The sequence below is a fragment of the Nocardioides furvisabuli genome, from assembly GCF_021083185.1.
Taxonomy (GTDB): Bacteria; Actinomycetota; Actinomycetes; order Propionibacteriales; family Nocardioidaceae; genus Nocardioides; species Nocardioides furvisabuli.
Window position 1 is genome coordinate 302,000 of record NZ_JAIGQB010000004.1, and the last position, 24,293, is coordinate 326,292.

Annotated in this window: 24 protein-coding genes; 14 read left to right on the forward strand and 10 right to left on the reverse strand. The window is 71.1% G+C overall.

Annotated features, from left to right (window positions below):
- Positions 1–215 precede the first annotated feature (215 nt).
- From K4G59_RS10585 to K4G59_RS10600, 4 genes are all read left to right on the forward strand, one after another.
- On the forward strand, positions 216–1,376 hold the full coding sequence (locus tag K4G59_RS10585) for an acyl-CoA dehydrogenase family protein (RefSeq protein ID WP_231250932.1): 1,161 nt from the start codon (positions 216–218) through the stop codon (positions 1,374–1,376).
- A 200-nt stretch (positions 1,377–1,576) separates the two neighbouring features.
- Positions 1,577–2,527: a type IV toxin-antitoxin system AbiEi family antitoxin domain-containing protein gene (locus tag K4G59_RS10590; RefSeq protein WP_231250933.1), complete on the forward strand. Its 951-nt coding sequence runs from the start codon at positions 1,577–1,579 to the stop codon at positions 2,525–2,527.
- Between the two features lie 190 nt (positions 2,528–2,717).
- The gene (locus K4G59_RS10595; protein ID WP_231250935.1) at positions 2,718–3,245 is read left to right on the forward strand and encodes a type 1 glutamine amidotransferase domain-containing protein; all 528 of its coding nucleotides are present in this window, start codon (positions 2,718–2,720) and stop codon (positions 3,243–3,245) included.
- A gap of 89 nt (positions 3,246–3,334) precedes the next feature.
- Positions 3,335–5,251 carry a pectate lyase-like domain-containing protein gene (locus K4G59_RS10600; RefSeq protein ID WP_231250937.1) on the forward strand — a complete coding sequence of 639 codons (1,917 nt, stop codon included), beginning with the start codon at positions 3,335–3,337 and terminating at the stop codon, positions 5,249–5,251.
- A 7-nt stretch (positions 5,252–5,258) separates the two neighbouring features.
- Here K4G59_RS10600 and K4G59_RS10605 read toward each other — a convergent pair whose 3' ends face one another.
- A complete protein-coding gene (locus tag K4G59_RS10605; RefSeq protein ID WP_231250938.1) occupies positions 5,259–5,936 on the reverse strand; it encodes a dihydrofolate reductase family protein in 678 nt (225 codons plus the stop codon).
- Between the two features lie 30 nt (positions 5,937–5,966).
- On the opposite strand from K4G59_RS10605, the gene K4G59_RS10610 reads away from it, so the two are divergent.
- Positions 5,967–6,869: a dihydropteroate synthase gene (locus K4G59_RS10610; RefSeq protein WP_231250940.1), complete on the forward strand. Its 903-nt coding sequence runs from the start codon at positions 5,967–5,969 to the stop codon at positions 6,867–6,869.
- Between the two features lie 46 nt (positions 6,870–6,915).
- On the opposite strand, the gene K4G59_RS20490 is transcribed toward K4G59_RS10610, so the two are convergent.
- A complete protein-coding gene (locus K4G59_RS20490; RefSeq protein WP_231250941.1) occupies positions 6,916–7,788 on the reverse strand; it encodes a DUF559 domain-containing protein in 873 nt (290 codons plus the stop codon).
- A 191-nt stretch (positions 7,789–7,979) separates the two neighbouring features.
- Positions 7,980–8,993 carry a UDP-glucose 4-epimerase GalE gene (gene galE, locus K4G59_RS10620; protein ID WP_231250942.1) on the reverse strand — a complete coding sequence of 338 codons (1,014 nt, stop codon included), beginning with the start codon at positions 8,991–8,993 and terminating at the stop codon, positions 7,980–7,982.
- 41 nt (positions 8,994–9,034) lie between these two features.
- Between galE and gmd the strand changes: the two genes are divergently transcribed.
- Together gmd and K4G59_RS10630 are read left to right on the forward strand one after the other, a co-directional pair.
- Positions 9,035–10,015 (forward strand): GDP-mannose 4,6-dehydratase, encoded by a 981-nt coding sequence (gene gmd / locus K4G59_RS10625; protein ID WP_231250943.1) that lies wholly within the window; start codon positions 9,035–9,037, stop codon positions 10,013–10,015.
- The gene (locus K4G59_RS10630; RefSeq protein WP_231250945.1) at positions 10,012–10,947 is read left to right on the forward strand and encodes a GDP-mannose 4,6-dehydratase; all 936 of its coding nucleotides are present in this window, start codon (positions 10,012–10,014) and stop codon (positions 10,945–10,947) included. The genes gmd and K4G59_RS10630 overlap by 4 nt, the downstream gene beginning before the upstream one ends.
- Positions 10,948–11,067: 120 nt before the next feature.
- Here K4G59_RS10630 and rfbA read toward each other — a convergent pair whose 3' ends face one another.
- Positions 11,068–11,934 (reverse strand): glucose-1-phosphate thymidylyltransferase RfbA, encoded by an 867-nt coding sequence (rfbA, locus tag K4G59_RS10635; RefSeq protein WP_231250947.1) that lies wholly within the window; start codon positions 11,932–11,934, stop codon positions 11,068–11,070.
- 54 nt (positions 11,935–11,988) lie between these two features.
- On the opposite strand from rfbA, the gene K4G59_RS10640 reads away from it, so the two are divergent.
- The 3 genes from K4G59_RS10640 to K4G59_RS10650 are packed head-to-tail and all read left to right on the forward strand — an operon-like array spanning position 11,989 to position 16,350.
- Positions 11,989–13,893: a DUF4012 domain-containing protein gene (locus K4G59_RS10640; RefSeq protein ID WP_231250949.1), complete on the forward strand. Its 1,905-nt coding sequence runs from the start codon at positions 11,989–11,991 to the stop codon at positions 13,891–13,893.
- Between the two features lie 10 nt (positions 13,894–13,903).
- Positions 13,904–14,902: a dTDP-glucose 4,6-dehydratase gene (gene rfbB / locus K4G59_RS10645; RefSeq protein ID WP_231250951.1), complete on the forward strand. Its 999-nt coding sequence runs from the start codon at positions 13,904–13,906 to the stop codon at positions 14,900–14,902.
- Positions 14,899–16,350 carry a sugar nucleotide-binding protein gene (locus K4G59_RS10650; protein WP_231250953.1) on the forward strand — a complete coding sequence of 484 codons (1,452 nt, stop codon included), beginning with the start codon at positions 14,899–14,901 and terminating at the stop codon, positions 16,348–16,350. The genes rfbB and K4G59_RS10650 overlap by 4 nt, the downstream gene beginning before the upstream one ends.
- 4 nt (positions 16,351–16,354) lie before the next feature.
- Here K4G59_RS10650 and K4G59_RS10655 read toward each other — a convergent pair whose 3' ends face one another.
- The 4 genes from K4G59_RS10655 to K4G59_RS10670 form a co-directional block, all read right to left on the reverse strand.
- Positions 16,355–16,648, reverse strand: a complete 294-nt coding sequence (locus K4G59_RS10655) for a DUF2516 family protein (protein ID WP_231250954.1) — start codon at positions 16,646–16,648, stop codon at positions 16,355–16,357.
- Between the two features lie 100 nt (positions 16,649–16,748).
- On the reverse strand, positions 16,749–17,471 hold the full coding sequence (locus tag K4G59_RS10660; RefSeq protein ID WP_231250955.1) for a hypothetical protein: 723 nt from the start codon (positions 17,469–17,471) through the stop codon (positions 16,749–16,751).
- 49 nt (positions 17,472–17,520) lie between these two features.
- A complete protein-coding gene (locus tag K4G59_RS10665) occupies positions 17,521–17,934 on the reverse strand; it encodes a helix-turn-helix domain-containing protein (protein WP_231250956.1) in 414 nt (137 codons plus the stop codon).
- Positions 17,935–18,027: 93 nt separating this feature from the next.
- On the reverse strand, positions 18,028–19,014 hold the full coding sequence (locus tag K4G59_RS10670) for an asparaginase (RefSeq protein WP_231250958.1): 987 nt from the start codon (positions 19,012–19,014) through the stop codon (positions 18,028–18,030).
- A gap of 55 nt (positions 19,015–19,069) precedes the next feature.
- Here K4G59_RS10670 and cysC point away from each other — a divergent pair, with 55 nt between their 5' ends.
- Genes cysC through K4G59_RS10685 form a run of 3 tightly spaced genes read left to right on the forward strand, consistent with a single transcriptional unit; the run spans position 19,070 to position 21,793 of the window.
- Complete coding sequence (cysC, locus tag K4G59_RS20495; RefSeq protein ID WP_231250959.1) at positions 19,070–20,251, forward strand: adenylyl-sulfate kinase; 1,182 nt, start codon at positions 19,070–19,072, stop codon at positions 20,249–20,251.
- Complete coding sequence (locus tag K4G59_RS10680) at positions 20,244–20,786, forward strand: arsenate reductase/protein-tyrosine-phosphatase family protein (RefSeq protein WP_231250960.1); 543 nt, start codon at positions 20,244–20,246, stop codon at positions 20,784–20,786. Before cysC ends, K4G59_RS10680 begins: the two co-directional genes overlap by 8 nt.
- On the forward strand, positions 20,786–21,793 hold the full coding sequence (locus tag K4G59_RS10685) for a sulfite exporter TauE/SafE family protein (protein ID WP_231250962.1): 1,008 nt from the start codon (positions 20,786–20,788) through the stop codon (positions 21,791–21,793). The genes K4G59_RS10680 and K4G59_RS10685 overlap by 1 nt, the downstream gene beginning before the upstream one ends.
- A 5-nt stretch (positions 21,794–21,798) precedes the next feature.
- Here K4G59_RS10685 and K4G59_RS10690 read toward each other — a convergent pair whose 3' ends face one another.
- On the reverse strand, positions 21,799–22,635 hold the full coding sequence (locus K4G59_RS10690) for a beta-keto acid cleavage family enzyme (RefSeq protein ID WP_231250964.1): 837 nt from the start codon (positions 22,633–22,635) through the stop codon (positions 21,799–21,801).
- 17 nt (positions 22,636–22,652) lie between these two features.
- Here K4G59_RS10690 and dtd point away from each other — a divergent pair, with 17 nt between their 5' ends.
- A complete protein-coding gene (gene dtd, locus K4G59_RS10695; protein WP_231250966.1) occupies positions 22,653–23,081 on the forward strand; it encodes a D-aminoacyl-tRNA deacylase in 429 nt (142 codons plus the stop codon).
- Here the strand turns inward: dtd and K4G59_RS10700 are convergent.
- Positions 23,078–24,253 (reverse strand): glycoside hydrolase family 16 protein, encoded by a 1,176-nt coding sequence (locus K4G59_RS10700; RefSeq protein ID WP_231250968.1) that lies wholly within the window; start codon positions 24,251–24,253, stop codon positions 23,078–23,080. The two genes, dtd and K4G59_RS10700, sit on opposite strands and share 4 nt — an antisense overlap.
- Positions 24,254–24,293 lie beyond the last annotated feature (40 nt).

A 24,293-nucleotide genomic window follows, 5' to 3' on the forward strand; every position in this document is an offset into this window, starting at 1 on the left:
CCGTCGCTTTCCCAGGGCTTCTTGGCGGTCGCTTCCCCGGGGCTTCTTGGCCGTCGCTTTCCCCGGGGCTTCTTGGCCGTCGCTTTCCCCGGGTACCCGGGGAAACTGGAGCCTCCACCCCGAAACTTCGGGGGTAAGGCTCCAGTTCGGGACCGGAACCCCTGGCACAGGTCGCCGACTTCGAGCCCGCGGACGGCGCCGGTAACGTGCGTCACATGACCGCACGCCGCCAGCTGCCCACCGACGAGGCCCGCGACCTGCTCGCCCTGACGCGCGAGATCGCCACGAAGGAGCTCGCGCCGCGATCGGCGAAGGCGGAGGCCACCGAGACGTTCCCGCGCGAGGTCTTTCGCATGCTCGGCCAGGCCGGCCTGCTGTCCCTGCCCTACCCCGAGGAGGTCGGCGGCGGCGACCAGCCCTACGAGGTCTACCTCCAGGTGCTCGAGGAGATCGGCTCCGTGTGGTCCTCGGTCGGCGTCGGCGTGTCAGTCCACGCGCTCTCCTGCTTCGGCCTCGCCGAGTTCGGCACCGAGGAGCAGAAGGCGCGGTGGCTGCCCGACATGCTAGGTGGCGACCTGCTCGGCGCCTACTGCCTCTCCGAGCCGCACGCGGGCTCCGACCCGGCGGCGATGCGTACGACCGCGCGCCGCGACGGCGACTCCTACGTCCTGAACGGCGCGAAGGCCTGGACGACCCACGGTGGCCACGCCGACTTCTACAAGGTGATGGCGCGGACCTCCGACGACCGCAACGGGATCTCCTGCTTCCTCGTGCCGGCCGACGCCGAGGGGCTGTCCGCCGACCCGCCGGAGCGGAAGATGGGCCTCACCGGCTCTGCCACCGCGACCATGCGCTTCGACGACGTCCGCATCGACGCCGACCGCCTCCTCGGCAACGAGGGCGACGGGCTGCGGATCGCGCTCGCCGGGCTCGACTCCGGCCGCCTCGGCATCGCTGCCGTGGCCGTCGGGCTCGCCCAGGGCGCCCTCGACTCCGCAGTGGCGTACGCCCGCGAGCGGGAGACGTTCGGCTCACGGATCATCGACCACCAGGGCCTGGCCTTCGTCCTCGCCGACATGGAGGCCGCGATCGTCTCCGCCCGCGCCACGATGTTGCACGCCGCGCGCCTCAAGGACGCCGGCCTGCCCTTCTCACGTGAGGCCTCGGTCGCCAAGCTCGTCGCCACCGACAACGCCATGAAGGTCACCACCGACGCGGTGCAGGTCCTCGGGGGCTACGGCTACACCCGCGACTTCCCCGTCGAGCGCTACATGCGCGAGGCGAAGGTCATGCAGATCTTCGAGGGGACCAACCAGATCCAGCGGATGGTCATCTCCCGCTCGCTGGCGAAGGACAACGCCGGCGCGATCGGCTGAGGGGGGCTGGGGAGGTCGCGATCCCCGGGTACCCGGGGAAACTGGAGCCTCCACCCCGAAACTTCGCAGGCAAGGCTCCAGTTCGGGCCCGGAAGCTCGGTCAACGGACGTCGTCGAGCCGCCCCGCCCGCCGTCACCGGTCTGTCCACAGGCCCGAAATGATGGGGTTCGGACGTCCGGCCGCGGGGCAGTCGGCGTACATGTCCACCACCGACCTCATCGACCTCGCTGGCGTCGTCGTGCTCCGGCGCGAGCTCCTCGCGTCCGGCTACACCGACCGCCAGATCCGCACGATGGTCACGAGCGGTGAGCTGCACCGCGTGCGCCATGGCAGCTACTGCAACGCGACGCTGTGGGAGTCGCTCAGCCTCGCCGACCGCCATCGCGTCCTGGCGCGCGCCGTCCTGGCACGAGCCCATCCCAGCACCGTGCTCACCCACGTGTCCTCGGCCATCGAGCAGGGGGCGCCCGTGTGGGGCCATGACCTCACGAAGGTCCACACCACCCGCACCGATGGCCGCGCGGGGCGCAAGGAGTGCGACCGGGTGCAGCACGCCGGCTGGATGCCGAGCTACCACGTCAAGGTGGTCAACGGTGTGCCTGTCTCTCTCCCCACGCGCTGCGCGGTCGAGATGACCACGGTCTCCACCGTCGAGTCTGCGCTGATCACCGTCGACGGCCTGCTCCACGCCGGCCTGACGAGGACGAACGGTGTACGTCAGTTCGCCCACCGCACCCGGTGGTGGCCCAACAGCCTTCGCACGAACGTCGTGCTGCGCCTCGCGGACGGCCGGCGGGAGTCCGCCGGCGAGTCCCGTACGGCGTACTTCTTCTACAGCCAAGGACTGCCGAGGCCCGAGCCACAGGTCTGGGTCCTCGACGAACACGGCGTGAAGTTCGCGCGGGTGGACTTCGCGTGGGTCGAGCTCGGGGTGTTCCTCGAGTTCGACGGGAAGATCAAGTACGAGCGCCACCGGAAGCCCGGCGAGACGCTCGAGGAATTCCTGTTGCGGGAGAAGGAGCGCGAGGAGCGCATCTGCCAGCTCACCGGCTGGGTCTGCATCCGCGTCACGTGGGCTCAGCTCGGGACCCCCCGGCAGCTCGCGGTGCGGATCCGCACGATCCTCGAGTCACGGCGCAGGGCGGCCTGAGCGCTCACGCGTACGGGCTTCCCGGCCCAACCTCGCGCCTCCACCCCGAAACTTCGGGGGTGAGGCTCCAGGTTCCCCGGGTACCCGGGGAACGCGACGCGACGCGACGCGACGCGAGCCCGGACCCCGGCACCCCAACCCCACCCCGAAGGCGGTTGCCGCCCTCCACCCGGCGAGCAAGCGTGGAGCCATGTCCAAGCGAATCGCATTCCTGACCGCATCCGAGGGCGTCGAGGAGGTCGAGCTCACGAAGCCGTGGCAGGCAGCTGTCGACGCCGGCCACACCGCCGAGCTCCTCTCGCTCGACGAGGGCGAGGTCCAGCTCTTCCAGCACCTCGACAAGTCGAGCACCCAGCGCGTGGACCGGCGCGTGGCCGACGTGGCGGTCGCCGACTACGACGCGCTGGTCCTGCCCGGTGGCGTCGCCAACCCCGACGCCTTGCGCATGGACGAGGGGGCCGTGGCCTTCATCCGTGACTTCGTCGACTCGGGCAAGCCCGTGGCCGCCATCTGCCACGCGGCGTGGACCCTCGTCGAGGCCGACCGCGTGCAGGGCAAGCGGGTCGCCAGCTGGCCGAGCCTGCAGACCGACATCCGCAATGGCGGCGGCGAGTGGGTCGACGAGGAGGTCGTCGTGGACGGCAACCTCATCACCAGCCGCAACCCCGACGACATCCCGGCTTTCTCGAAGGCGCTGCTCAGCGCGCTCGAACGCTAGGCCGTCTCAGGGGCAGACCCCGGGTGTGGCAGCCGTCACACGAATGGTGCATCCTGCATGGAAGCGCTCTCACACCCGGAAGGTCTCCCATGTCCCGTCCGCTTCCGCACCCCCGCCGACCTCGTCGTACGCCGCTGCGTGCGGCCCTCACGGCGCTCGCCCTCATAGTGGTCGGCCTGACAGCCCCCACCATCGCCCCGAGCACGGCGGCGCCCGCGGCCCCACCGGCCGCCACGCCGGACCTCGGCGAACGCGTCATCGTCTTCGACCCGAGCATGCCGACGGCCGAGATCCGCCAGCAGGCCGACGCGATCTGGCAGCAGCAGGTCGACGCCGAGATGTCGGAGGAGCGATGGAGCCTGCTCTTCCTCCCCGGCACCTACGGCACGCCCGCCGAGCCGCTGCAGATCAAGGTCGGCTACTACACCGAGGTCGCCGGTCTCGGCGCGGACCCCTCCGACGTCGTGATCAACGGCAAGGTCGAGGTCTACAACCGCTGCCTGACCGACGGCCCGCGGCAGCCCTACTGCGTCGCGCTCAACAACTTCTGGCGCTCGCTGTCCAACCTCACCATCGACGTCAACGGCACCGGACAGGACGGCTGCCGCGCGTCCGCGAACTTCTGGGCGACCTCGCAGGCCGCCTCGCTGCGCCGCGTCGACGTCCGCGGCGGCAACCTGTCGCTGATGGACTACTGCACCGAGGGCCCGCAGTTCGCCAGCGGCGGCTACCTCGCCGACTCGCGGGCCGGCACGGTCATCAACGGCTCGCAGCAGCAGTGGCTCACCCGCAACAGCGAGGTCGCCAACTGGTCCAACGGCGTGTGGAACCAGGTCTTCGCCGGCACCATCGGCGCCCCGTCGGAGGCCAACTTCCCGACCGAGCCCTACACCACGCTGGACCGGACCCCCCTGAGCCGCGAGAAGCCCTACCTCCACCTCGGTGCCGACGGCGACTGGCAGGTCCGCGTGCCGGACGTGCGCACCAGCTCGCGCGGGACCAGCTGGGCGGGCGGCACCACCGCCGGTGAGGACCTCCCGCTCTCGTCCTTCCACGTCGCCAGCCCCGACCAGTCGGCCAAGGAGATCGCCAAGGCGCTGGCCCGCGGCAAGAACCTGCTGCTCACCCCCGGCGTGTACGACGTCGACCGCAGCCTCGTGATCCGCCGCGACGACACGGTCGTCCTGGGCCTCGGCCACGCCACCCTCACGGCCGTCGGCGGCGCCACCCCCGTCGTCGTACGCCCCGAGACGACCGGTGTGGTCGTCGCGGGCGTCACCATCGACGCCGGCACCCGTCTCTCGCCGAACCTGATGCACGTCCAGGGCCGTCCCGGCCGGTCCGGCGACCGTCGTCCCGCAGCGGCGGCACCGACCACGACGCTCAACGACGTCTACTTCCGCGTGGGCGGCCCCCACATCGGCAAGGCCGACGTCTCGTTGCGCATCGACGCCGACGACGTGCTCATCGACCACGCGTGGGTCTGGCGCGCCGACCACGGCATCGAGGACTTCACCGCCGGCGCCGTGGGCGACACCGACCGCTGGAACACCAACATCGGTCGCGTCGGCGTGGTCGTCGACGGTGACCGCGTGCGGGCCACCGGTCTGTTCGTCGAGCACTACCAGGAGTTCAACACGATCTGGAACGGCGAGCAGGGCGAGGTCGTGCTCTACCAGAACGAGCTCCCCTACGACCCGCCCTCGCAGGCCGACTGGACCCGCCCCGACGGCACGCTCGGCTGGGCCGGCTACAAGGTCGCCGACGACGTGCGCCGCCACCAGCTCTACGGCGGCGGGGTCTACGTCTTCAACCGCAACGACCCCTCCATCACCACCGAGAGCGGCTTCGAGGTGCCCGAGCGCTCCGGCGTACGCCTCCACCACGTACTGACGGTCAACCTCGAGGCGGGCAGCATCGAGCACGTCGTCAACGACACCGGGGCGCGCGTGGACAGCGACGCCCCCGGCATCCCGAGCTACGTGGTGGACTACCCGGCTCCCTGAGCAGGGATCACTCCACGAGCCAGCGCCCCAGCAGCGTCCCGTCCTGCTCCAGCAGCAGGGCGGGACGCAGCGCGACCTCCACCTCGGCGCCGGTGGCGATGCGTACGGCGTCGCCGCCGGCGAGGGCCGGCACGATCGTCCAGCACAGCTCGTCGACGACGTCGGCGGCGAGCAGGTCGGCGAACAGCGACGGCCCGCCCTCGCACAGCTGCTCGGTCCAGCCACGCTCGGCGAGCGTCGCCTTCAGCAGCGGCAGGTCGATCTCGTCGTCGCCCAGGACGAGCACGTGCTCCTGTCCCAGCTCCTCGCGGACCTCTTCCAGACCGTCGGCCGAGGCCACCGTCGCCATCAGGATCCGCCCGCGCGGGGCGTCGACCAGCGTCGGCGGCAGGTCGGCCGAGCGGCTCACGACCACCAGCGGGATCGGCGGGACGTCGTACCCCTCGTCGCGCAGCGTCCCGGCGCCGACGACCAGGCAGTCGGCCCGCCTGCGCAGCGCGTCGAAGACCCGTTTGTCGGCGTCGTTGTTGATGCTCTTGCTGACCCCGTCCGAGCCCTGCGCTGCACCGTCGACGGTGCTCACGAAGTTGACCCGGAGCCACGGCTCCCGTGACGGCGTGTACGCCGCCGCCAGCTCGTCGTCGGACAGGTCGGACAGCCGCTGCAGCTCGAGGGATTCGCTCACCACTTCATCCTCCCCCCTACCCTTTCAGGCGTGATCACCCTTGCGGACCTGGCGGCGCTGCAGAACGACCACGGCGCGGCCTGGGACCACCCGGTGGCGCCGGTCGTCCTCGACGGTCCGCGCGGTCCGGTCGCCATCGGCGACGGCCCGCTGACCCTCATGGGCTGCGTCAACCTCTCGCGCGACTCGACCTACCGCGAGAGCGTGGCCACCAGCCCTGCCGATGCGGTCCGGATGGGCCGGATCCAGGTCGCGCAGGGCGCGGGCGTCATCGACCTCGGCGCCGAGTCCAGCAATGCCGACGCCGCACGGGTCTCCGCGGACGACCAGGTCGCCAGCCTGGTGCCGGCGGTGAAGGGACTGGCCGACGAGGCGATCGTGTCGGTCGAGACCTACGAGCCCGAGGTGGTGCGCGCCTGCCTCGACGCCGGAGCCCGCGTCCTCAACATGACCGGCCGCCAGCACGAGGACGAGATGCTGGCGCTCGCAGCGGAGTACGACGCCGCTGTCGTCATGTGCTTCGGCGAGACCGCCAACGTCCGCGAGATCGCCGACGTCCCGCCCGACGCCGACCCGATGCCGGTGCTGCTCGACCACTTCGCGCCCCGCATCGCGCAGGCCCGCTCCCTCGGCGTCGACAAGGTCGTCATCGACCCCGGCATGGGCTTCTACTACGGGAACCTCGTCGACCCGCCCACCCGCGCTCGTCACCAGGCGCGGGTGCTCGCCCAGGTCTTCCGACTGCGCCCCCTCGGCGTGCCCGTCTGCAACGCGGTGCCGCACTCCTACGACATCTTCGGCGACGAGTTCCGCAAGGCCGAGGGCTTCTACGGCGTCTTCGCCGCGCTCGGCGGGACGCACCTGCTGCGCACGCACGAGGTGCCGCACCTGCGCACCGTGCTCCGGGGCGTCACCGAGCTCGCCGTGCGCTGAGCCGACACCACGAAGGCAGTTGGCCGGCTCCGGGGCCGTGCCACGATCAAGCAGCCAGCCCGTGGCGCCCAACTGCCTGCACAGTGCGCCACCGGACGACCTCTGCGATCGCCGCAGCCACGTCGTCAGGCTGGAACATCACGTCAGTCCAGGTGAACCTCAGCACCACCAGCCCGAGCCGCGCTGCCTTCGTGTAGCGGTCGACGTCACGCTGGAGACCCGCCTTGGTCCAGTGGTGCTCCAGCGACTCGGCCTCGATGACCATCCCCAGAGCGCGGTCGAGCAGGTCCACGAAGCCGACACCCGGGACCTCGCCCTGGGGGACGACATCGAGACCCTGCACCGAGCGGGCGATCACGTAGAGGCAGGTCTCGAACGGGTTGGCGCGCAGGTGGGACGCCTCGGCGGCAACACGCACAGCCTTGGCCCGCCCGGTGCGGGGGCTGCGCGCGGCGGCGAGGAGGAGGTCGTCGCGGTCGACGATGCCTTCGCGCAGTGCCGAGTCCGCGACACACAGCGCGACGTCGTGGTCGTAGGCCCGCGCGCAGTCGATCACGGTGCGCGTCCGCGAGGTGACGTTGCGCCGCCGCTCGCGCTCGGAGAGATCGGCCCAGTGGAGCTCGTAGGGTCCGGCCGGCTTGCGGGCACTGCGTGGCAGCGTGATGCACGGCCTCACGGGGTCGTGCTTGAGCTTCCAGCCGAACTCCTGCGCGGCACTCAGGTGCGACGCGGTGCCACCCGTCGCGGCGACCGCGCGGTGGATGAGGCTCGCATCTGCGAGGCAGTACCGGTCGTGACGCGGCTTGAGGATCCGCCCGTCCGCGAGCGCGCCCGTCACCTTGGCCCGCGTCGTCAGGGCGATGAGCTCGTGGAACGGCGCGACGCCGCCCAGCTCTCGTAGCGCCTCGACCGGATCCACGGTGAGACCCTGACATCTTCCCGCCCGCCGCCGTCGCCTTCCTCCACAGGCCGAGGCCTGCACCAGGAAGGCAGTTCAGCCGTGGGTCGGGACCCGCCACGTCTGACGTGCGGGCAGGCGCCACCAACTGCCTGCATGGTGCCGGCCAAGGCCCGAACCCCGGCAGCGCCCGCAGAAGGGCGGCGCTCCCCTCACCCGGCGAACCCGCGCGGGTTCTGCTCCTGCCAGCGCCACGCGTCGGCGGCCATCTCGTCGATCGTCTTCTTCGTGCGCCAGCCGAGCTCGGCGTTGGCCTTGGACGGGTCGGCGTACGACGTCGCCACGTCACCGGGGCGGCGGGCCACGACCTCGTAGGGCAGCTCGCGGCCGACGGCCCGCTCGAAGGCGTGCAACAGCTCGAGCACGCTGGTGCCGTGGCCGGAGCCGAGGTTCCACGTGTTGACGCTCTCGGTGGTGGTGGTGAGCGCCTCGAGCGCGGCCACGTGGCCGGCCGCAAGGTCCTCGACGTGGATGTAGTCGCGCACACCGGTGCCGTCGACGGTGTCGTAGTCGTCACCGAAGACGGACAGCTTCTCGCGCTTGCCCACCGCGACCTGCGCGATGAAGGGCATCAGGTTGTTGGGCCTGCCCGAGGGGTCCTCACCGATCGTGCCGGACTCGTGCGCGCCGACGGGGTTGAAGTAGCGCAGCAGCGCCACGCGCATGTCCGGGTCGGCGGCGGCGACGTCGCGCAGGATCTGCTCCTGCATCACCTTGGTCCAGCCGTAGGGGTTGGTCGCGAAGGTCGGCTGGTCCTCGGTCGCGCCGGCCTGGTCGGTGCCGTAGACGGTGGCGCTGGAGGAGAAGACGAGCTTGTGCACGTGGTGCTTCTGCATCGCCCGCACGAGCGAGAAGGTCGAGCCGAGGTTGTTCTCGTAGTAGTCGAGCGGCTTCTCCACGCTCTCGCCGACGGCCTTGTAGCCGGCGAAGTGGATGACGGCGTCGAAGTCCTCGGCGGCGAAGAGGTGCTCGGTCTTGTCGTGGTCGCACAGGTCGAAGGAGTGAGTCGGCAGGCTGGTGCCGGTGAGCGACTCCATCCGGGCCAGCACCACCGGGTGGGAGTTGCTGAAGTTGTCGACGATGACGACGTCGTGGCCGGCGGCGACGAGCTGGACGACGGTGTGCGAGCCGATGTAGCCGGCCCCGCCGCTCACGAGGATCTTCATGAGATCACCCTAACGACAGCAGGCTTTGACAGAGTGTGAGCATGCCCAGCGCTCTCATCACCGGAATCACCGGCCAGGACGGCCTCTACCTCGCCGAGCTCCTCCTCGAGAAGGGGTACGACGTCCACGGGTTGATCCGTGGCCAGAACAACCCCCGCCGCGAGCTGGTCGAGAAGGTCGTCCCAGACGTCCGGCTCCACAACGGTGACCTGACCGACCTGTCCAGCCTGATGCGCGCGATGCGCGACTCCCAGCCCGACGAGGTCTACAACCTCGGCGCGATCTCGTTCGTCGCCTACTCCTGGGAGAACGCCTTCGTCACCAGCGACGTGACCGGGATGGGCGTGCTCAACATGCTCGAGGCCGTACGCCTCCACGCCGGCGACGACCCGTCGTCGATCCGCTTCTACCAGGCCTCGAGCTCGGAGATGTTCGGCAAGGTGCAGCAGGTGCCCCAGTCGGAGAGCACCCTGCTGTGGCCCCGCTCGCCCTACGGCGTGAGCAAGGTCTACGGCCACTACATGACCATCAACTACCGCGAGTCCTACGGCATGCACGCCTCCTCGGGCATCCTGTTCAACCACGAGTCGCCGCGCCGCGGTCCCGAGTTCGTGACCCGCAAGATCAGCCAGGCCGTCGCCCGGATCCACCTCGGCCAGCAGGACTCGATGGCGCTCGGCAACCTCGACGCGCAACGCGACTGGGGCTACGCCGGCGACTACGTCGAGGCGATGTGGCGCATGCTCCAGCAGGACGAGGCCGACGACTACGTCATCGCCACCGGCGAGACGCACTCCATCCGCGACTTCCTCGACCTCGCCTTCGCCCACGTCGGCATCGACGACTGGACCAAGCACGTCACGCAGGACCCGCGCTTCATGCGCCCCGCCGAGGTCGAGCTGCTCATCGGCGACGCCTCGAAGGCCAGGGACCAGCTGGGCTGGGCTCCCACCGTGTCCTTCCCCGAGCTCGTCGCGATGATGGTCGACAGCGACATCGCGGCGGTCAAGGCCGGCTGGTGACCGCTCGGGCCCTCATCACCGGCATCGGCGGCCAGGACGGCTCCTACCTCGCGGAGCGTCTCGTCGCCGACGGCATGGAGGTCCACGCCCTCGTGCTGTCCGCGGACGGGCACCCGGCGCACTGCCCCGACGAGGTCGTCCTCCACGCCGGCGACCTCGGCGACCTCGCGGCGACCCGCGAGCTGGTGCGAGAGGTCGCGCCGAGCGAGGTCTACAACCTCGCCGCGATCAGCTCGGTCGCGCAGTCGTGGGACGAGCCGGACCTCACCGCCCACGTCAACGGCCAGGCAGCGGTCGCGCTCATGGAGTCGGCGCGCCTGGTGGGCGACGTACGCCTCGTGCAGGCCTCCAGCGCCGAGATCTTCGGCGAGCCGGCCGCGTCGCCGCAGACCGAGTCGACGCCCGTCGCGCCGCTCAACCCGTACGGCGCCGCGAAGGCCTTCGCGCACCTCTCCGCCCGCGTCTTCCGCCAGCGCGGACTGCACGTGTCGAGCGCGATCCTCTACAACCACGAGTCGCCGCGCCGCCACGAGCGCTTCGTGACGCGCAAGATCACCTCGACGGTGGCTGCGATCGCCCGCGGTGACGCCGACGAGCTGGTGCTCGGCAACCTCGACGCGCGCCGCGACTGGGGCTGGGCGCCCGACTACGTCGACGCGATGGTGCGCGCCGCGCGGGCTGACGAGCCGGCCGACTACGTCGTCGCGACCGGGCGCGCCCACTCCGTACGCGAGCTCGTCGCCGCCGCCTTCGCGGCGGCCGGCATCCCGGAGTGGCTGCACCTCGTGCGCCAGGACGAGCGATTCTTCCGTCCCGCCGACCCGACCGAGCTGGTGGGCGATGCGTCGAAGGCGCGCGAGGTCCTCGGCTGGGCGCCGACGGTCGGTTTCGAGGAGATCGTGGCGCGGATGGTCGCCGCCGACCTCACCTGAACGTCGTACGCCCAGGGTTCACGCCTCAACCTTGAGCCTTGCCCCCGAAACTTCGGGGTGGAGGCTCCAGTTTCCCCGGGTACCCGGGGAACGCGACGGGGACGGGGACCAACCCGCCCCTCACCCGTGCTGCAGCAACCCCAGCAGGTACTCCCCGTAGCCGCTCTTGCGCAGCGGCTGGGCGCGCTCGACGAGCTCGTCGTCGGAGAGCCAGCCCATGCGCCAGGCGACCTCCTCGGGCGCGCCGACCTTGAAGCCCTGGCGGCCCTCGATGGTGCGCACGAAGTTGGAGGCGTCGTTGAGGGAGTCGAAGGTGCCGGTGTCGAGCCAGGCGGTGCCGCGCGGCAGCACCTCGACGTGGAGGCGTCCCTCCTCGAGGTAGCGGCGGTTGAGGTCGGTGATCTCGAGCTCGCCGCGCGCCGACGGCTCGAGCTCGGCGGCGTACTGCACCACGTCGTTGTCGTAGAAGTAGAGCCCCGGCACGGCGAAGTCGCTCTTGGGGTGCTCGGGCTTCTCCTCCAGCGACAGCGCGCGGCCCTGGTCGTCGAACTCCACCACGCCGTACGCCCGGGGGTCGGCGACGTGGTAGCCGAAGACGGCGGCACCGTCGAGCTCGGAGAAGCGCAGCAGCTGGTGGCCCAGGCCGGAGCCGTAGAAGATGTTGTCGCCCAGCACGAGCGCGGAGCGCTGGTCGCCGATGTGGTCGGCACCGATGATGAACGCCTGCGCCAGCCCGTCGGGCGAGGGCTGGACCGCGAAGGTCAGGTCGATCCCGAACTGCGAGCCGTCGCCGAGCAGGCGGTGGAAACCGTCGGCCTCGTGGGGCGTCGTGATGATCAGCACGTCCCGGATGCCCGCCAGCATCAGCGTGGACAGCGGGTAGTAGATCATCGGCTTGTCGTAGACGGGGACCAGCTGCTTGCTGATGCCCTGGGTGATCGGGTGCAGTCGCGAGCCGGTGCCACCGGCCAGGATGATTCCACGCATGCGCCCACCCTATTGCGGGAACGGCGCTCGGTGCCGTACGGCACCATGTGAGGCATGCCGTCCTCGCGTTCGTCCTCCGCCCGACGGCTGGTGCGACCCTTCACCGTCATCGGCGGTCTGTTCCTCCTCGTCATCGTCCTGGGACTGCTGGCGATCCCCTTCCTCAAGGCGCCCGGCAACGCCGAGGGTGCGCGTGCCGACCTCGAGGCCGCGCGCGCCTCGCTGACCAACGGCGACGTCGAGTCCGCGGAGACCAGCATCCAGAGCGCCCGGCGACACGCCGACGAGGTGCAGGACGCGATGCAGGGCATCGGCGGCGACATCTGGAGCCTGGTTCCCGTGGTCGGCGAGCCCGTCTCGGACGTACGCCACCTCGGCAACGCGCTCGACCACCTCACCGCCGCCGCGGAGCTCGCGGTGGAGGCCTGGCCGACCATCAACGGCGAGCAGGCGACCCTCTTCGGCGATCGCTCCGTCGACATGGAGGCCCTCGACACGCTGGTGGGCGCGGTCGACGAGGCGAGCATCCACCTCGACACCGCCCAGATCGAGCTGCGCGAGGTCAACGACGCCAGCGTCGGCGTCGGCACGCGGCTGTCGGAGGCGCGGGACGAGGCCGCCGACGTGGTCGACCCGCTCGCGGCGACCGCACGCCGCGCGAAGCCGCTGGCCGCTGCGCTGCCCGACCTGTTCGGCGGCGGCGAGGACCGCACCTACCTGCTGGCCCTGCTCAACCCCAGCGAGCAGCGCTTCTCCGGAGGCGCACCCCTGACGCTGGCCCCGATGACCGTCCGCGACGGCCGGCTGACCGTCGGCGAGGCGCGCGACACCACCGACAAGGAGCTCTACCGCGTCGGTCGCTGGGAGCGCGTGGAGGACAACCCGTTCCACACCGGCAAGCTGCGCCTGTCGACCTCCACCTACGCCCCCGACTGGTCGGTCTCGGGCGAGGAGCTGCTGCGTGGCTGGGAGCGCATCGTCGGCGAGGAGACCGACGGCCTGATCGCCGTCGACGTGGTCGCGCTCGCCGACCTGCTGCGGGTCACCGGCCCTGTCGACGTCCCGATCTACGGGCGCATCGACTCCTCCAACTTCACCCAGAAGATGGTCGGCGACTACGACGCCTTCCCCGACAACGAGGCCCGCCACGAGCTGAACCTCGCGCTGGTCCCGCTCTTCGCCGACCAGATCCTCGGCGCCGGCCAGGGCATGGAGAAGATCGAGTCGCTGCGCGACTCCGCCCGCGGGCGCCACTTCGCGATGTGGATGCGCGACCCCGACGTGCAGGCGGCGGTGACCGACGTCGGGCTCTCCGGGGAGCTGTCCACCACCGACCACGACTACATCGGCGTCTTCAACCAGAACACCAACCGCAGCAAGTCCGACTACTGGCAGCGCCGCACGGTGACCAGCAACGTCCGCCTGCGCAAGGACGGGTCGGCGGCGGTCGAGCTCACCATCTCGGTCTTCAACGACTCCCCGCCCTACGCCAACGAGCTCTACGGCGACCCGCGCGGCGGCGCAGCCCGCACCCGCTGGAACGGCATGCGCCTGGGCGTCTTCCTGCCCGAGGGCGTCGAGGTCGACCGCGCCGTGGTCGCCGGGCGCGAGGTCGGCACCAAGGTCTTCGACTACTACGGCCGCCCCTACAAGCTGCTCGGCATCACGCTCCCGCCGCGCACGACCCGTGAGGCCGTGCTGGAGTACGTCGTCCCTGCCGCCGCGGTCGCGCGCGACGACGGCACGCTCACCTACCGGCTCGACGCCACGCCGCAGGGCATGGTGATCCCGCAGGCGATGAAGGTCAGCGTGCAGTGGCCAGAGGGCTACGACGTCTCCGAGCTGCCGGAGGGCTGGACGCGCTCCGGCCCCGGCCGGGCGACGTACGACGACCCGGGCCTGGTCACCCAGCCGAGCTTCAGCATCACCGGCTCCACCGTCGGGGCCACCGCGCCCTAGACTCCCCCGCATGGAACGCCTTCTCGTGACCGGGGGCGCGGGGTTCATCGGGTCGAACTTCGTGCACCACCTCGTCGACCACACCGACCTGCGCATCACCGTCCTCGACAAGCTGACCTACGCGGCCAGCAAGGAGTCGCTGGCCGGGCTGCCCGAGGACCGGGTGCAGCTGGTGGTCGGCGACATCGCCGACGAGGACGTCGTCGACCCGCTGGTGGCGGCCCACGACGCGGTCGTCCACTACGCCGCGGAGTCCCACAACGACAACTCGCTCAACGACCCGAGCCCGTTCATCCGCACCAACATCCTCGGCACCTACACGATCCTCGAGGCGGTGCGCAAGCACGACAAGCGCCTGCACCACGTCTCGACCGACGAGGTCTACGGCGACCTCGAGCTCGACGACCCCGAGCGCTTCACCGAGGACACCCCCTACAACCCGTCCTCGCCGTACTCCGCCTCCAAGGCCGGGTCGGACCACCTCGTCCGGGCCTGGGTGCGCAGCTTCGGTGTCCGCGCGACGGTGTCCAACTGCTCCAACAACTACGGCCCCTGGCAGCACATCGAGAAGTTCATCCCGCGCCAGATCACCAACGTCATCGACGGCATCCGCCCCAAGCTCTACGGCTCCGGCGAGAACGTCCGCGACTGGATCCACGCCGACGACCACTCCTCGGCCGTGCTCACGATCCTGGAGAAGGGCCGCATCGGCGAGACCTACCTCATCGGCGCCGACGGCGAGAAGAACAACCTCGAGGTCGTCCGACTCATCCTCACGCTGATGGGCAAGGACGCCGACGACTTCGACCACGTCAACGACCGCGCCGGGCACGACATGCGCTACGCCATCGAGTCGGGCAAGCTGCGCCAGGAGCTCGGCTGGTCGCCGCAGTTCCAGGACTTCGAGTCCGGCCTGGCCAACACCATCAAGTGGTACGAGACCCACGAGGACTGGTGGCGCCCCCACAAGGACGCCACCGAGGCGAAGTACGCGGAGAAGGGCCAGTGAGCCTCTCCCCCCAGACGTTGCCGAGCCTCGAGACGACCCCCATCCCGGGCCTCGTCGTCGTACGCCTCGACCGCCGCGACGACGACCGCGGGTTCTTCAAGGAGAACTGGCAGCGCGAGAAGATGCTGGCCATCGGCCTGCCCGACTTCGGCCCGGTCCAGAACAACGTCTCCTTCAACGCAGACCGCGGCGTCACGCGCGGCATCCACACCGAGCCGTGGGACAAGTTCATCTCGCTGGCGACCGGACGGATCTTCGGCGCCTGGGTCGACATGCGCGAGGGCGAGTCCTTCGGCACGACCTTCACCCTCGAGATGGACACCTCGGTGGCGGTCTTCGTCCCCCGCGGCGTCGGCAACAGCTACCAGGTGCTCGAGGACTCGACCGCCTACACCTACCTCGTCAACGACCACTGGCGTCCCGGCGTGACCTACCCCGCGCTCGCGCTGGGCGACCCCACCGCGGCGATCGACTGGCCGATCCCGCTGTCCGAGGCGATCATCAGCGAGAAGGACCAGAACGCCCCCGCGCTCGACCCGAGCACGGCGATGGCACCGAGGAAGACGCTCATCGTCGGTGCGCTCGGCCAGCTCGGCCGCGCCCTGCACGCCGCCCACCCGGCTGCGGACCGCGTCGACCTCGTCGCCGCCGAGGAAGACGGGCACAGCGGCGTCACCGCGCTCGACCTGACCGACAGCGAGGCCGTCGCCGCCTGGCCGTGGCACGAGTACGCCGTCGTGCTCAACGCAGCGGCGTACACCGCCGTCGACGCCGCCGAGACCACCGAGGGGCGGGTGACCGCCTGGGCCGCCAACGCCTCCGGTCCCGCCACGCTGGCCAGGCTCGCGCGCGAGCACCGCTTCACGCTGGTCCACTACTCCTCGGAGTACGTCTTCGACGGCACCGCCGACCTCGACCCCGGCCACACCGAGGACGAGCCGCTGTCCCCGCTCGGGGTCTACGCCCAGTCCAAGGCCGCCGGAGACCTGGCCGTGGGCCTGGCACCGCGCCACTACCTGCTCCGCACCTCCTGGGTGATCGGCGAGGGCAAGAACTTCGTGCGCACCATGCAGTCGCTGGCGGAGAAGGGCGTCTCACCCAGCGTGGTCGAGGACCAGGTCGGCCGCCTCACCTTCACCGAGGAGCTCGTGCGCGCGACCGCCCACCTGCTCGACAGCGGCGCCGACTTCGGCACCTACAACCTGTCCAACGGCGGGCCGGCGATGTCGTGGCGCGAGATCGCGCAGGCCGTCTTCCAGCGGTCCGGGCGCAGCGCCGACGACGTCTCCGGAACCACCACGGAGGCGTACGCCGAGGGCGTGCTGGCGCAGGGCAACCCGTTCGCCCCGCGCCCGCTCAACTCCGCGCTGTCGCTGGCGAAGATCCGGGCCACCGGCTTCGAGCCGGAGGACGCCCTGATCGCGCTCGACCGCTACCTCGCCCGCTGAGCGATCAGCGGCGCGAGGTGACCTCGGCCAGCGCAGGGCGTACGTCGGCGAGGTAGACGAACGCGGCGATCGTGAAGACGAGGTGGATGATCCCCAGCGGCGAGGAGCCGATGAAGATCAGCTGCGCCGCGAAGCCGAGACCGGTGATCGCGCACCACGCCTGCTTGGTGAGCTTGCCGGCGGCTTCGTAGGCCTCGGCGGAGTAGGTGAGGGAGTTGATGAAGGCGAACCCCTTGACCGCGAGCAGCACGACGAGCACCACCAGCATGAGGGTGCTCTGGAACGCGTAGATGGTCACGAGGACAAGAGTAGGCGAACGCAGAAGGCCCCCGTCCTCGCGGACGGGGGCCTCGTGCGTGTCAGAACAGCATCAGCTGCTGCTCATCGGCGGGTGCTCTTCAGTCGCCGACCTTCTCGGCGGCGTCGGCGACGGCCTTGACCGCGGTGGTCGCGGTCTTGGTGGCGGTGGTCGCGGTGGCCTTGGCGCTGCTCTGTGCGGTGGCCGTCTTCTTGGCCGCGGTCTTGCGCGCGGTGGTCGCGGCGGCCTTCTTGCCGGCAGCCTTCTGCGTCGCCTTCTTGGCGGTCGGCTTCGGCTTGGGGGCGACCTTGGTCGCAGCGGTCTTGTCGGCAGCCTCGACGTTGGCCTCGGCGGCCTTCTTGGCCTGGGTGGCGGTGGTCTTGGCCTTGGTGGCGGTGGTCTTGGCGGACTTCACCGTCGCCTTGGTCGACTCCTGGCGGCGGATGCGGCCCACGAGGGACTCGCCGCGCTTGACCAGCTCGGTGTAGGTGGCGTTCGCGGCCGCGACGTTCTCGTCGACCAGCGTGGAGACCTGGGTGGTGACCTTGGCGGGGTACGCCTTGGCCTCGGCCTGGAGCTCGGCGACGCGGGCCTCGACGGCGGCACGGCGGGCCTGGGCCTGCTTGCGCAGCGCCTTCGGGTCGGTCGCGGTCTTCTGGACGTCGGTCACCCGGGTGCTGACGTCCTTCTGCACGGCGGAGACGCGCTTCTGCACGTCGGCGACGGCCTCGCGGACGGCCTCGACGGCGAGGTCGGTCACGCCGACACCGGCGAGGACGGGCTTGAGGGCTTCGGTCTTGATGTCGAACTTGGCGTTGGCCATGTCCTTCTCCTTCTGGTGGATGTCCCGACCCGGATGGTCGGGTCGGGTTTCAGTCCTGGATGGCTTCGGGGGCGTCGCGCTCGTTCAGCGCGAGGAACGACGCGTAGACGTCGAGCAGCGAGTGCTTCTGCCGCTCGGTGAGTCCTGGGTCGGCGAGGATCGCCAGCTCGACGGAGCCGGCCTGGCCGGGATCGGGATGGACGATGCCCGCGCGGACGTAGAGCTGCTCGGCAGAGACCCGCAGCGCGCGGGCCAGTTGCTGCAGCACCTCGGCCGAGGGCTTGCGCAGACCGCGCTCGATCTGGCTGAGGTAGGGGTTGCTGACGCCGACCTGATCGGCCAGCTGCCGCAGCGAGAGCTGGGCGGCCAGGCGCTGCTCCTTGAGGTAGTCACCCAGGGAGCCGAGCGAGCCCAGGGAGCCGACGACAGCCTTGCTCGTCTTGGTGCTCTTGTCCTTGGCCATGTCCCCATTGTGCTAACACCAGTTAGCAAAAGCCAAGTCCTGACAGGGTGACTGCGCTCACAACCGCCATATTTTACGCACGTTCAGCGCTAGCTAGAAGGCAGCGCGGATCACCCCGACGGGTACGCCGCCGCCCAGGAGCTCGTGGTGCCCGGTGGCCTTGACCGCGGCCGCGTCGACGCCGGCCTCCTCCAGCACCCCCGAGCGCCGCAACGCCTCGGCCATCAGCACGGGGCGCACACGGGGAGCCCCGTCGTCGGTCTTCAGCGCCCAGGCGCGGCCGTCGGGCAGCGCCACGGCGTAGCAGGACTCGGCGCCGGCCTTGCCGATAAGGCCCGGGATCGCGCGGTGCAGCGCGAGCTCGTCGCGGGTCGTCCCGCTGACGTGGTCGGGATGGCGGCGGATCGCCTCGGCCACGGTGCGCTCCGGCCCGTCCGTCGCCGTGGCGAGGGTCGCGAAGGCGCGCGCCAGGCCCACGAGCGAGGTGGACAGCAGCGGGGCTCCGCAGCCGTCGACGGCGACGGTGTCGACGGGCTCGCCCGTCACCCGGGCGAAGGTCTCGCCGATCGCGACCTGCAGCGGGTGGTCGGCGTGGAGGTAGGTCGCGGTGTCCCACCCCTGCAGCACGCAGGTGGCCAGCATCGCCGCGTGCTTACCCGAGCAGTTCATCAGGATCGAGGAACGGGTCCCGCCCTCGCGGATCACCCGCTCGCGCGCGGCGTCGTCGAGCGGGTAGTCGAGCGGCGTCTGCAGGGCCGACTCGTCGAGGCCCGCCGAGGCCAGCGTGCGGCGTACGCCCTCGACGTGGAAGGACTCCCCCGAGTGCGACGCGCAGGCCAGCGCCAGCAGGTCCGGCGGGAGGTCCAGGCCGAGCTCGACCATCGCGAGCGCCTGCACGGGCTTGTTGCTCGAGCGCGGCAGCACCGGCACGGTGACCTCGCCGACGGACCAGTCGACCGTCCCGTCGGCGGCGAGCGCGACGATCGATCCGTAGTGGTGGCCCTCGACGAAGCCGGAGCGGACGATCTCGGCGACGACCGGCAGGCCAGTCCGGGGCGTGGTGGGGGCAGCAGACGACATGGCCCGCAGGCTACTCACCGCGGACGGCCCACCTGCACAGTGAGAGGATGCGCGGGTGATCCAGCACTGCCCCACGCCGACCGAGCTCGACGACCTGGAGCTCCTCGTCTCCGGTGCCTACGCACCGTCGACCCGCTTCAACGAGCCCGGCAGCGCAGTGACGCTCGCGCTGCCCGAGGGCGTGAGCGAGGCCGAGCTCGTCGACCCCGAGGGGCTCCCCCTGGCGCGGGTCGGCGCGGACGGCTCGCTGGATCCCCTCACCCACGCGCAGTACGGCCCCTTCCGCCGGCTGCACCTCTCCCCCGCCCAGGTCCGCGAGCAGCACGCCGGTGCCACCTTCGTGCCGGTCACCGACGCGCTCTCCGACGCCGAGCTCGCCGAGCTGCGCGGCCTGGGCCGCGTGGTCCTGCTCGCCCTGACCGGCACCGGCACCGCTGCCCTGTCCCCGGTCGCGCTGGTCCGCGCGACGCTGGTCGCGGCCGACCTGCTCGACGACGCGAGCGTGGTCGCGGTGCCGCTTCCGGCCCACGGCGACGCGGACGCCGACCACGAGCTGGGCGTGAGGGTCGTCGGCAACTACGCCGCGGGCGACCCGGTCCACGGGCTGGCCGACGCCCCCGACTCGCCCCTCCCCGCACCCGTCGCAGCGATCGCCGACGCGGACCGACCCGGGCCCGAGGAGCAGGGCCTCGTGCTCTTCTTCACCGGACTCTCCGGCAGCGGCAAGTCCACGCTGGCCCGCGCCTTCATGGACCTCCTGCTCGAGCAGGGCGGCCGCTCGGTCACCAGCCTCGACGGAGATGTCGTACGCCGTCACCTGTCCGCGGGCCTGACCTTCTCCAAGGCCGACCGGGAGACCAACATCCGCCGCATCGGCTGGGTCGCCGCCGAGATCGCCCGCCACGGCGGCGTCGCCGTCTGCTCGCCGATCGCGCCCTTCGCCGAGACCCGCGAGCAGGTGCAGGAGATGGTCGAGGTCGCCGGCGGCGCCTTCTTCCTGGTCCACGTCGCCACGCCGCTGGAGGAGTGCGAGCGTCGCGACCGCAAGGGCCTCTACGCCAAGGCGCGCGCCGGCGAGATCCCGGAGTTCACCGGCATCTCCTCGCCCTACGAGGAGCCCGTGGACCCCGCCGTCCGCGTCGACACCACCGGACGCACCATCGAGGACGCGCTGGGCGACGTCCTCGTCGCCCTCGACGAGGCCGGCTACCTCCACCTCGAGGCCTCGCATGGCTGAGCCGTTGCGGGTGCTCTTCGTGTGCACCGCCAACATCTGCCGCTCGCCCGCGATGGAGCTCATCGCCCGCGACCTCGCCGGCGATGCCGACATCGTCTTCAGCAGCCTCGGCACCCACGCCCGCGACGGGCACCGGATGAACTCCGAGATGCGCGCGCTGCTGCCCGAGGGGATGGCCAGCGGGTTCCGCAGCCGGCACCTCACCCCGGCCCTGCTCGACGACGCCGACCTGGTACTGACCGCCGAGTCGGCGCACCGCCAGCACATCCTCGACGACTTCCCGCAGCTGCACCGCAAGGTCTTCACGCTGGGCCAGTTCGAGGCGACCGTCGCGGACCTGCCCGACCTCAGCGGCCACGAGCTGGTGGCCGCGGCCGGCCAGCGGCGTACGCCGTCGGCCCCCGAGCACGACGTCGCCGACCCCTACCGGCGCGGGAGGGCAGCCGCCCAGCAGGCAACCGGCACAATCACTGCCATGCTGAGCGTGATCGTGCCGCGCCTGACCGGCCGAGCCCCGTCGGAGGAGACGCGCTGATGGACTGGATCACAGCCGCCTTCTTCTCGATCCTCGCCGCCGGGTTCTTCGTCGGCATCGTCGTCGGCCTCACCGGCATGGGCGGAGGCGCCCTGATGACGCCGGCGCTGCTGTTCCTCGGCGTCGGCTCCCCCGCCGTCGTGGTCACCGCCGACCTCACGGCGGCTGCGATCTACAAGACCGGCGGCGCGATCGTGCACCAGCGCGAAGGCTCGCCCAACATGCAGCTGGCCAAGTGGCTGATGATCGGCTCGATCCCGATGGCCTTGCTGGGCCCCCACCTCGTGGCGTGGCTCACCGACGACGTCGACCAGCTCAACCACGTCCTGGTGATCTGCATCGGCTTCGCCCTGCTCCTCGCCGCGGCGACGTACGCCCTGCGCCTCTACGTCAACCTGCTCCGCGTGCGCTCCGGCACCCACGTCACCGACGACAACCCGGCGATCCGCGTGGTCCCGACCCTGCTGGTCGGCATGCTCGGTGGCCTGCTCGTCGGCGTCACCAGCGTCGGCTCGGGCTCGGTCATCATGATCGCGCTGCTGATGCTCTACCCCGGCCTCTCCGCGGTGAAGCTCGTCGGCACGGACCTCGTGCAGGCCGTGCCGCTGGTGCTGGCCGCGGCCATCTCCAACATCGCGCTGCACGGCATCGACTGGGAGATCCTCATCCCCCTGGTCATCGGCTCGGTGCCCGGCACCATCTTGGGATCGGTCCTCGCCCCGCGCGTGCCGCAGTCCTTCATCCGCCGCGGCATCGTGGTGGTGCTGACCATGAGCGGTGTCGCGCTGCTCGACAAGTCCGGCTGGGCCCCGCTCGGCGTGGAGGAGACCCACCCGATGCTCATCGCCGGCATCGGCCTGGCGGTGCTGCTGGTGCTCCCGATCGTGTGGGGCTTCCTGCGCAAGCAGCAGGGACTGCCGATGTTCGGCTCCCCCACCATCGCCCAGCTCGAGGACCCGAGCTATCGCCCCGGGCTCGTGGGGATGAAGAAGGTCGACGACTCCTAGACCCCTCAGCCCAGGCCGAGCAGCTCGCGGCACTGGGCGGGCGTCATCGGCGTACGCTGCGCGATCCGTCCCAGGTCGACCGCGCGCGCGACGAGCTGGGCGTTGGACTCCACGGGCACGCCGCGGCTGATGGTGAGCACGTCCTCCATGCCGACGCGCAGGTGCCCGCCCATGGACAGCGAGGCCATCGCGACCGCGAGCGTCGAGCGCCCGATGCCGGTGGCCGACCAGGAGGTGACCTCGGGCGGCAGGGCCGTGACGCCGGCGACGAGGGCCGGGGCGGTGCCGGGCATGCCGCCGGGGACGCCCATCACGAAGTCGACGTGCACCTTGGCGCCGGCGGGCGTGCCGTGCTCCCGCAGCAGCCGACCCAGCGCGTGCACCTGGCCGAGGTCGAACAGCTCGAACTCCGGAGCCACGCCGCGTTCGAGGGCGAGCTGGTAGAGGTCCTTCACGAAGGGCCAGGGGTTGAGGAAGACGTCGTCGCCGAAGTTCGTGGTGCCCATGGTCAGGCTGCACGAGTCGGGCCCGGCGTCGAGCACCTTCAGCCGCTCATCCAACGGGTCGTGCACCGACCCTCCCGTCGAGAGCTGCACGACGAGCGAGGAGCTCGAGCGCACGGCGTCGACCCACTCGCGCAGCAGCGACTGGTCGAGCGTCGGCGCGTGCTCGCCGTCGCGCACGTGGAGGTGGATCATCGCCGCTCCGGCGGCCTCGCACTCGGCGGCCGTGCGCGCGATCTCCTCCGGCGTGGTGGGGAGGTGCGGGCAGTCGGCCTTGGCGGTCTCGGCCCCCGTGGGGGCGACCGTGATCAGCAACGCGTCGGCGTGGGTGGCAGGCATGGCGGCATCCTTGCACCATGCGTGCGGTCATCCAGCGGGTCCTCTCCGCCAGCGTCCGGGTCGACGACGAGGTCGTCGGGAGCATCGACGTCCCGGGGCTCCTGGTCTACCTCGGCGTCACCCACGGCGACGGTCCGGACGAGGTGGCGTGGACGGCTCGCAAGATCTGGGACCTGCGCCTGCTCCGCGAGGAGCAGAGCGCGAGCGACGTCGGTGCCCCGGTGCTGGTGGTCAGCCAGTTCACGCTGTACGGCGACGCCCGCAAGGGCCGACGACCCACCTGGCAGGCCGCAGCACCGGGACCGGTCAGCGAGCCGGCCTACGACGCGGTGTGCGCCGAGCTGGTGCGCCTCGGCGCCCACGTCGAGCGCGGGCGCTTCGGGGCCGACATGAGGGTGGAGAGCGTCAACGACGGCCCGATCACCCTCGTCCTCGACACTCCCTAGCTCGGCCCGGTCTCCCAGACCCGCGCCCAGTCGACGTCCATGTGCTCGGGCAGCTCGCCGTTGAAGCGCGGCAGCTCGTAGTCCGACGACAGCAGGCTGAGGATCAGGAACTCCGGGCGCCCGGACGTCTCGCCCTCGATGCGCTGGGTGACACGACCGTCGATGCGGAAGACGTACTCCTCCGGCGTCCACTCGACGGAGAAGACGTGGTACTCGCTGGCCCAGTCGTCGCCGAGCTCGTCGACGTCGGGGAGCCAGCCGCCGAGCGTCTTCTTCTCGCCGGCCTCGTCGAGGAAGTAGGTGAAGCTGGTCAGCCCGCCCTCGGGGTGGTCGTCGCCGAAGTACTCCATGACGTCGATCTCGGCGCCACCCTTCTCGGGGCCGCCGGGCTGCTGGCCGCCGGCGGCCTGCATCCAGAAGGCGGAGTGCTGCCCGCGTGCGGCCTGGGTCTTGATCCGCGCAGCGGCGAAGCCGTAGGTGAAGGCGTACGAGCCCTCGGTGCCGACGTGGCCGTTGAGCCGGAAGGGGAACTTCTTGCGCCGTCCCGGCAGCTGGCACTCGTCGCCGCGGCGGTCCGGGTCCTCGAGCACGCTCAGCCGGAGCACGCCGTCGGCGACCTCCGCGGCGTCGGCGGAGGCGCGCGAGCAGGTGCGTACGCCAATGTAGCCCTGGTCGCGGGTGGCCCAGGGCCCGTCCGCCTCGTCGACGGTGTCCTCGTCGAAGTCGTCGGTGAAGCCGGCCTCCGGGGCGTCAGCGGTGTCCACCGCGGCGCCGATCGCGTCGTCACCGTCGCCGACCACGACGTGGAGCTCGCCGTCCTCGCGCGAGGTCAGCGCGACGTGGCCCTCGTCGTCGGTCTCGGCCTCCGAGACCGTCTCCCACTCGCCGTCGCCGGTCTCAGCTACCAGGGTGACGGCGGTTCCGGCCTCGACGTCGGCCACGGTCGCGTCCACGACCCACGCGGCCTCGTCGGCCGCCTCGACGTCCTCGCCGGTGGCGGCGAGCTGGGGCAGCACGCGGGCCTGCACGGCGTCACTGGCGTCGTACGTCGGGGGCGCGGGCGTGCTCTCGGCGGACGAGCAGCCGGCGCCGACGAGGGCGACGGCGAGCAGTGCGCCGAGGGCGCTCCGGGAGGAGAGCGTGCGGGACACGAGTCGGGGGTTTCGGCTCATTCCGTCGAGTCTGGCCGACCACACCCGGTGACGCGAATTC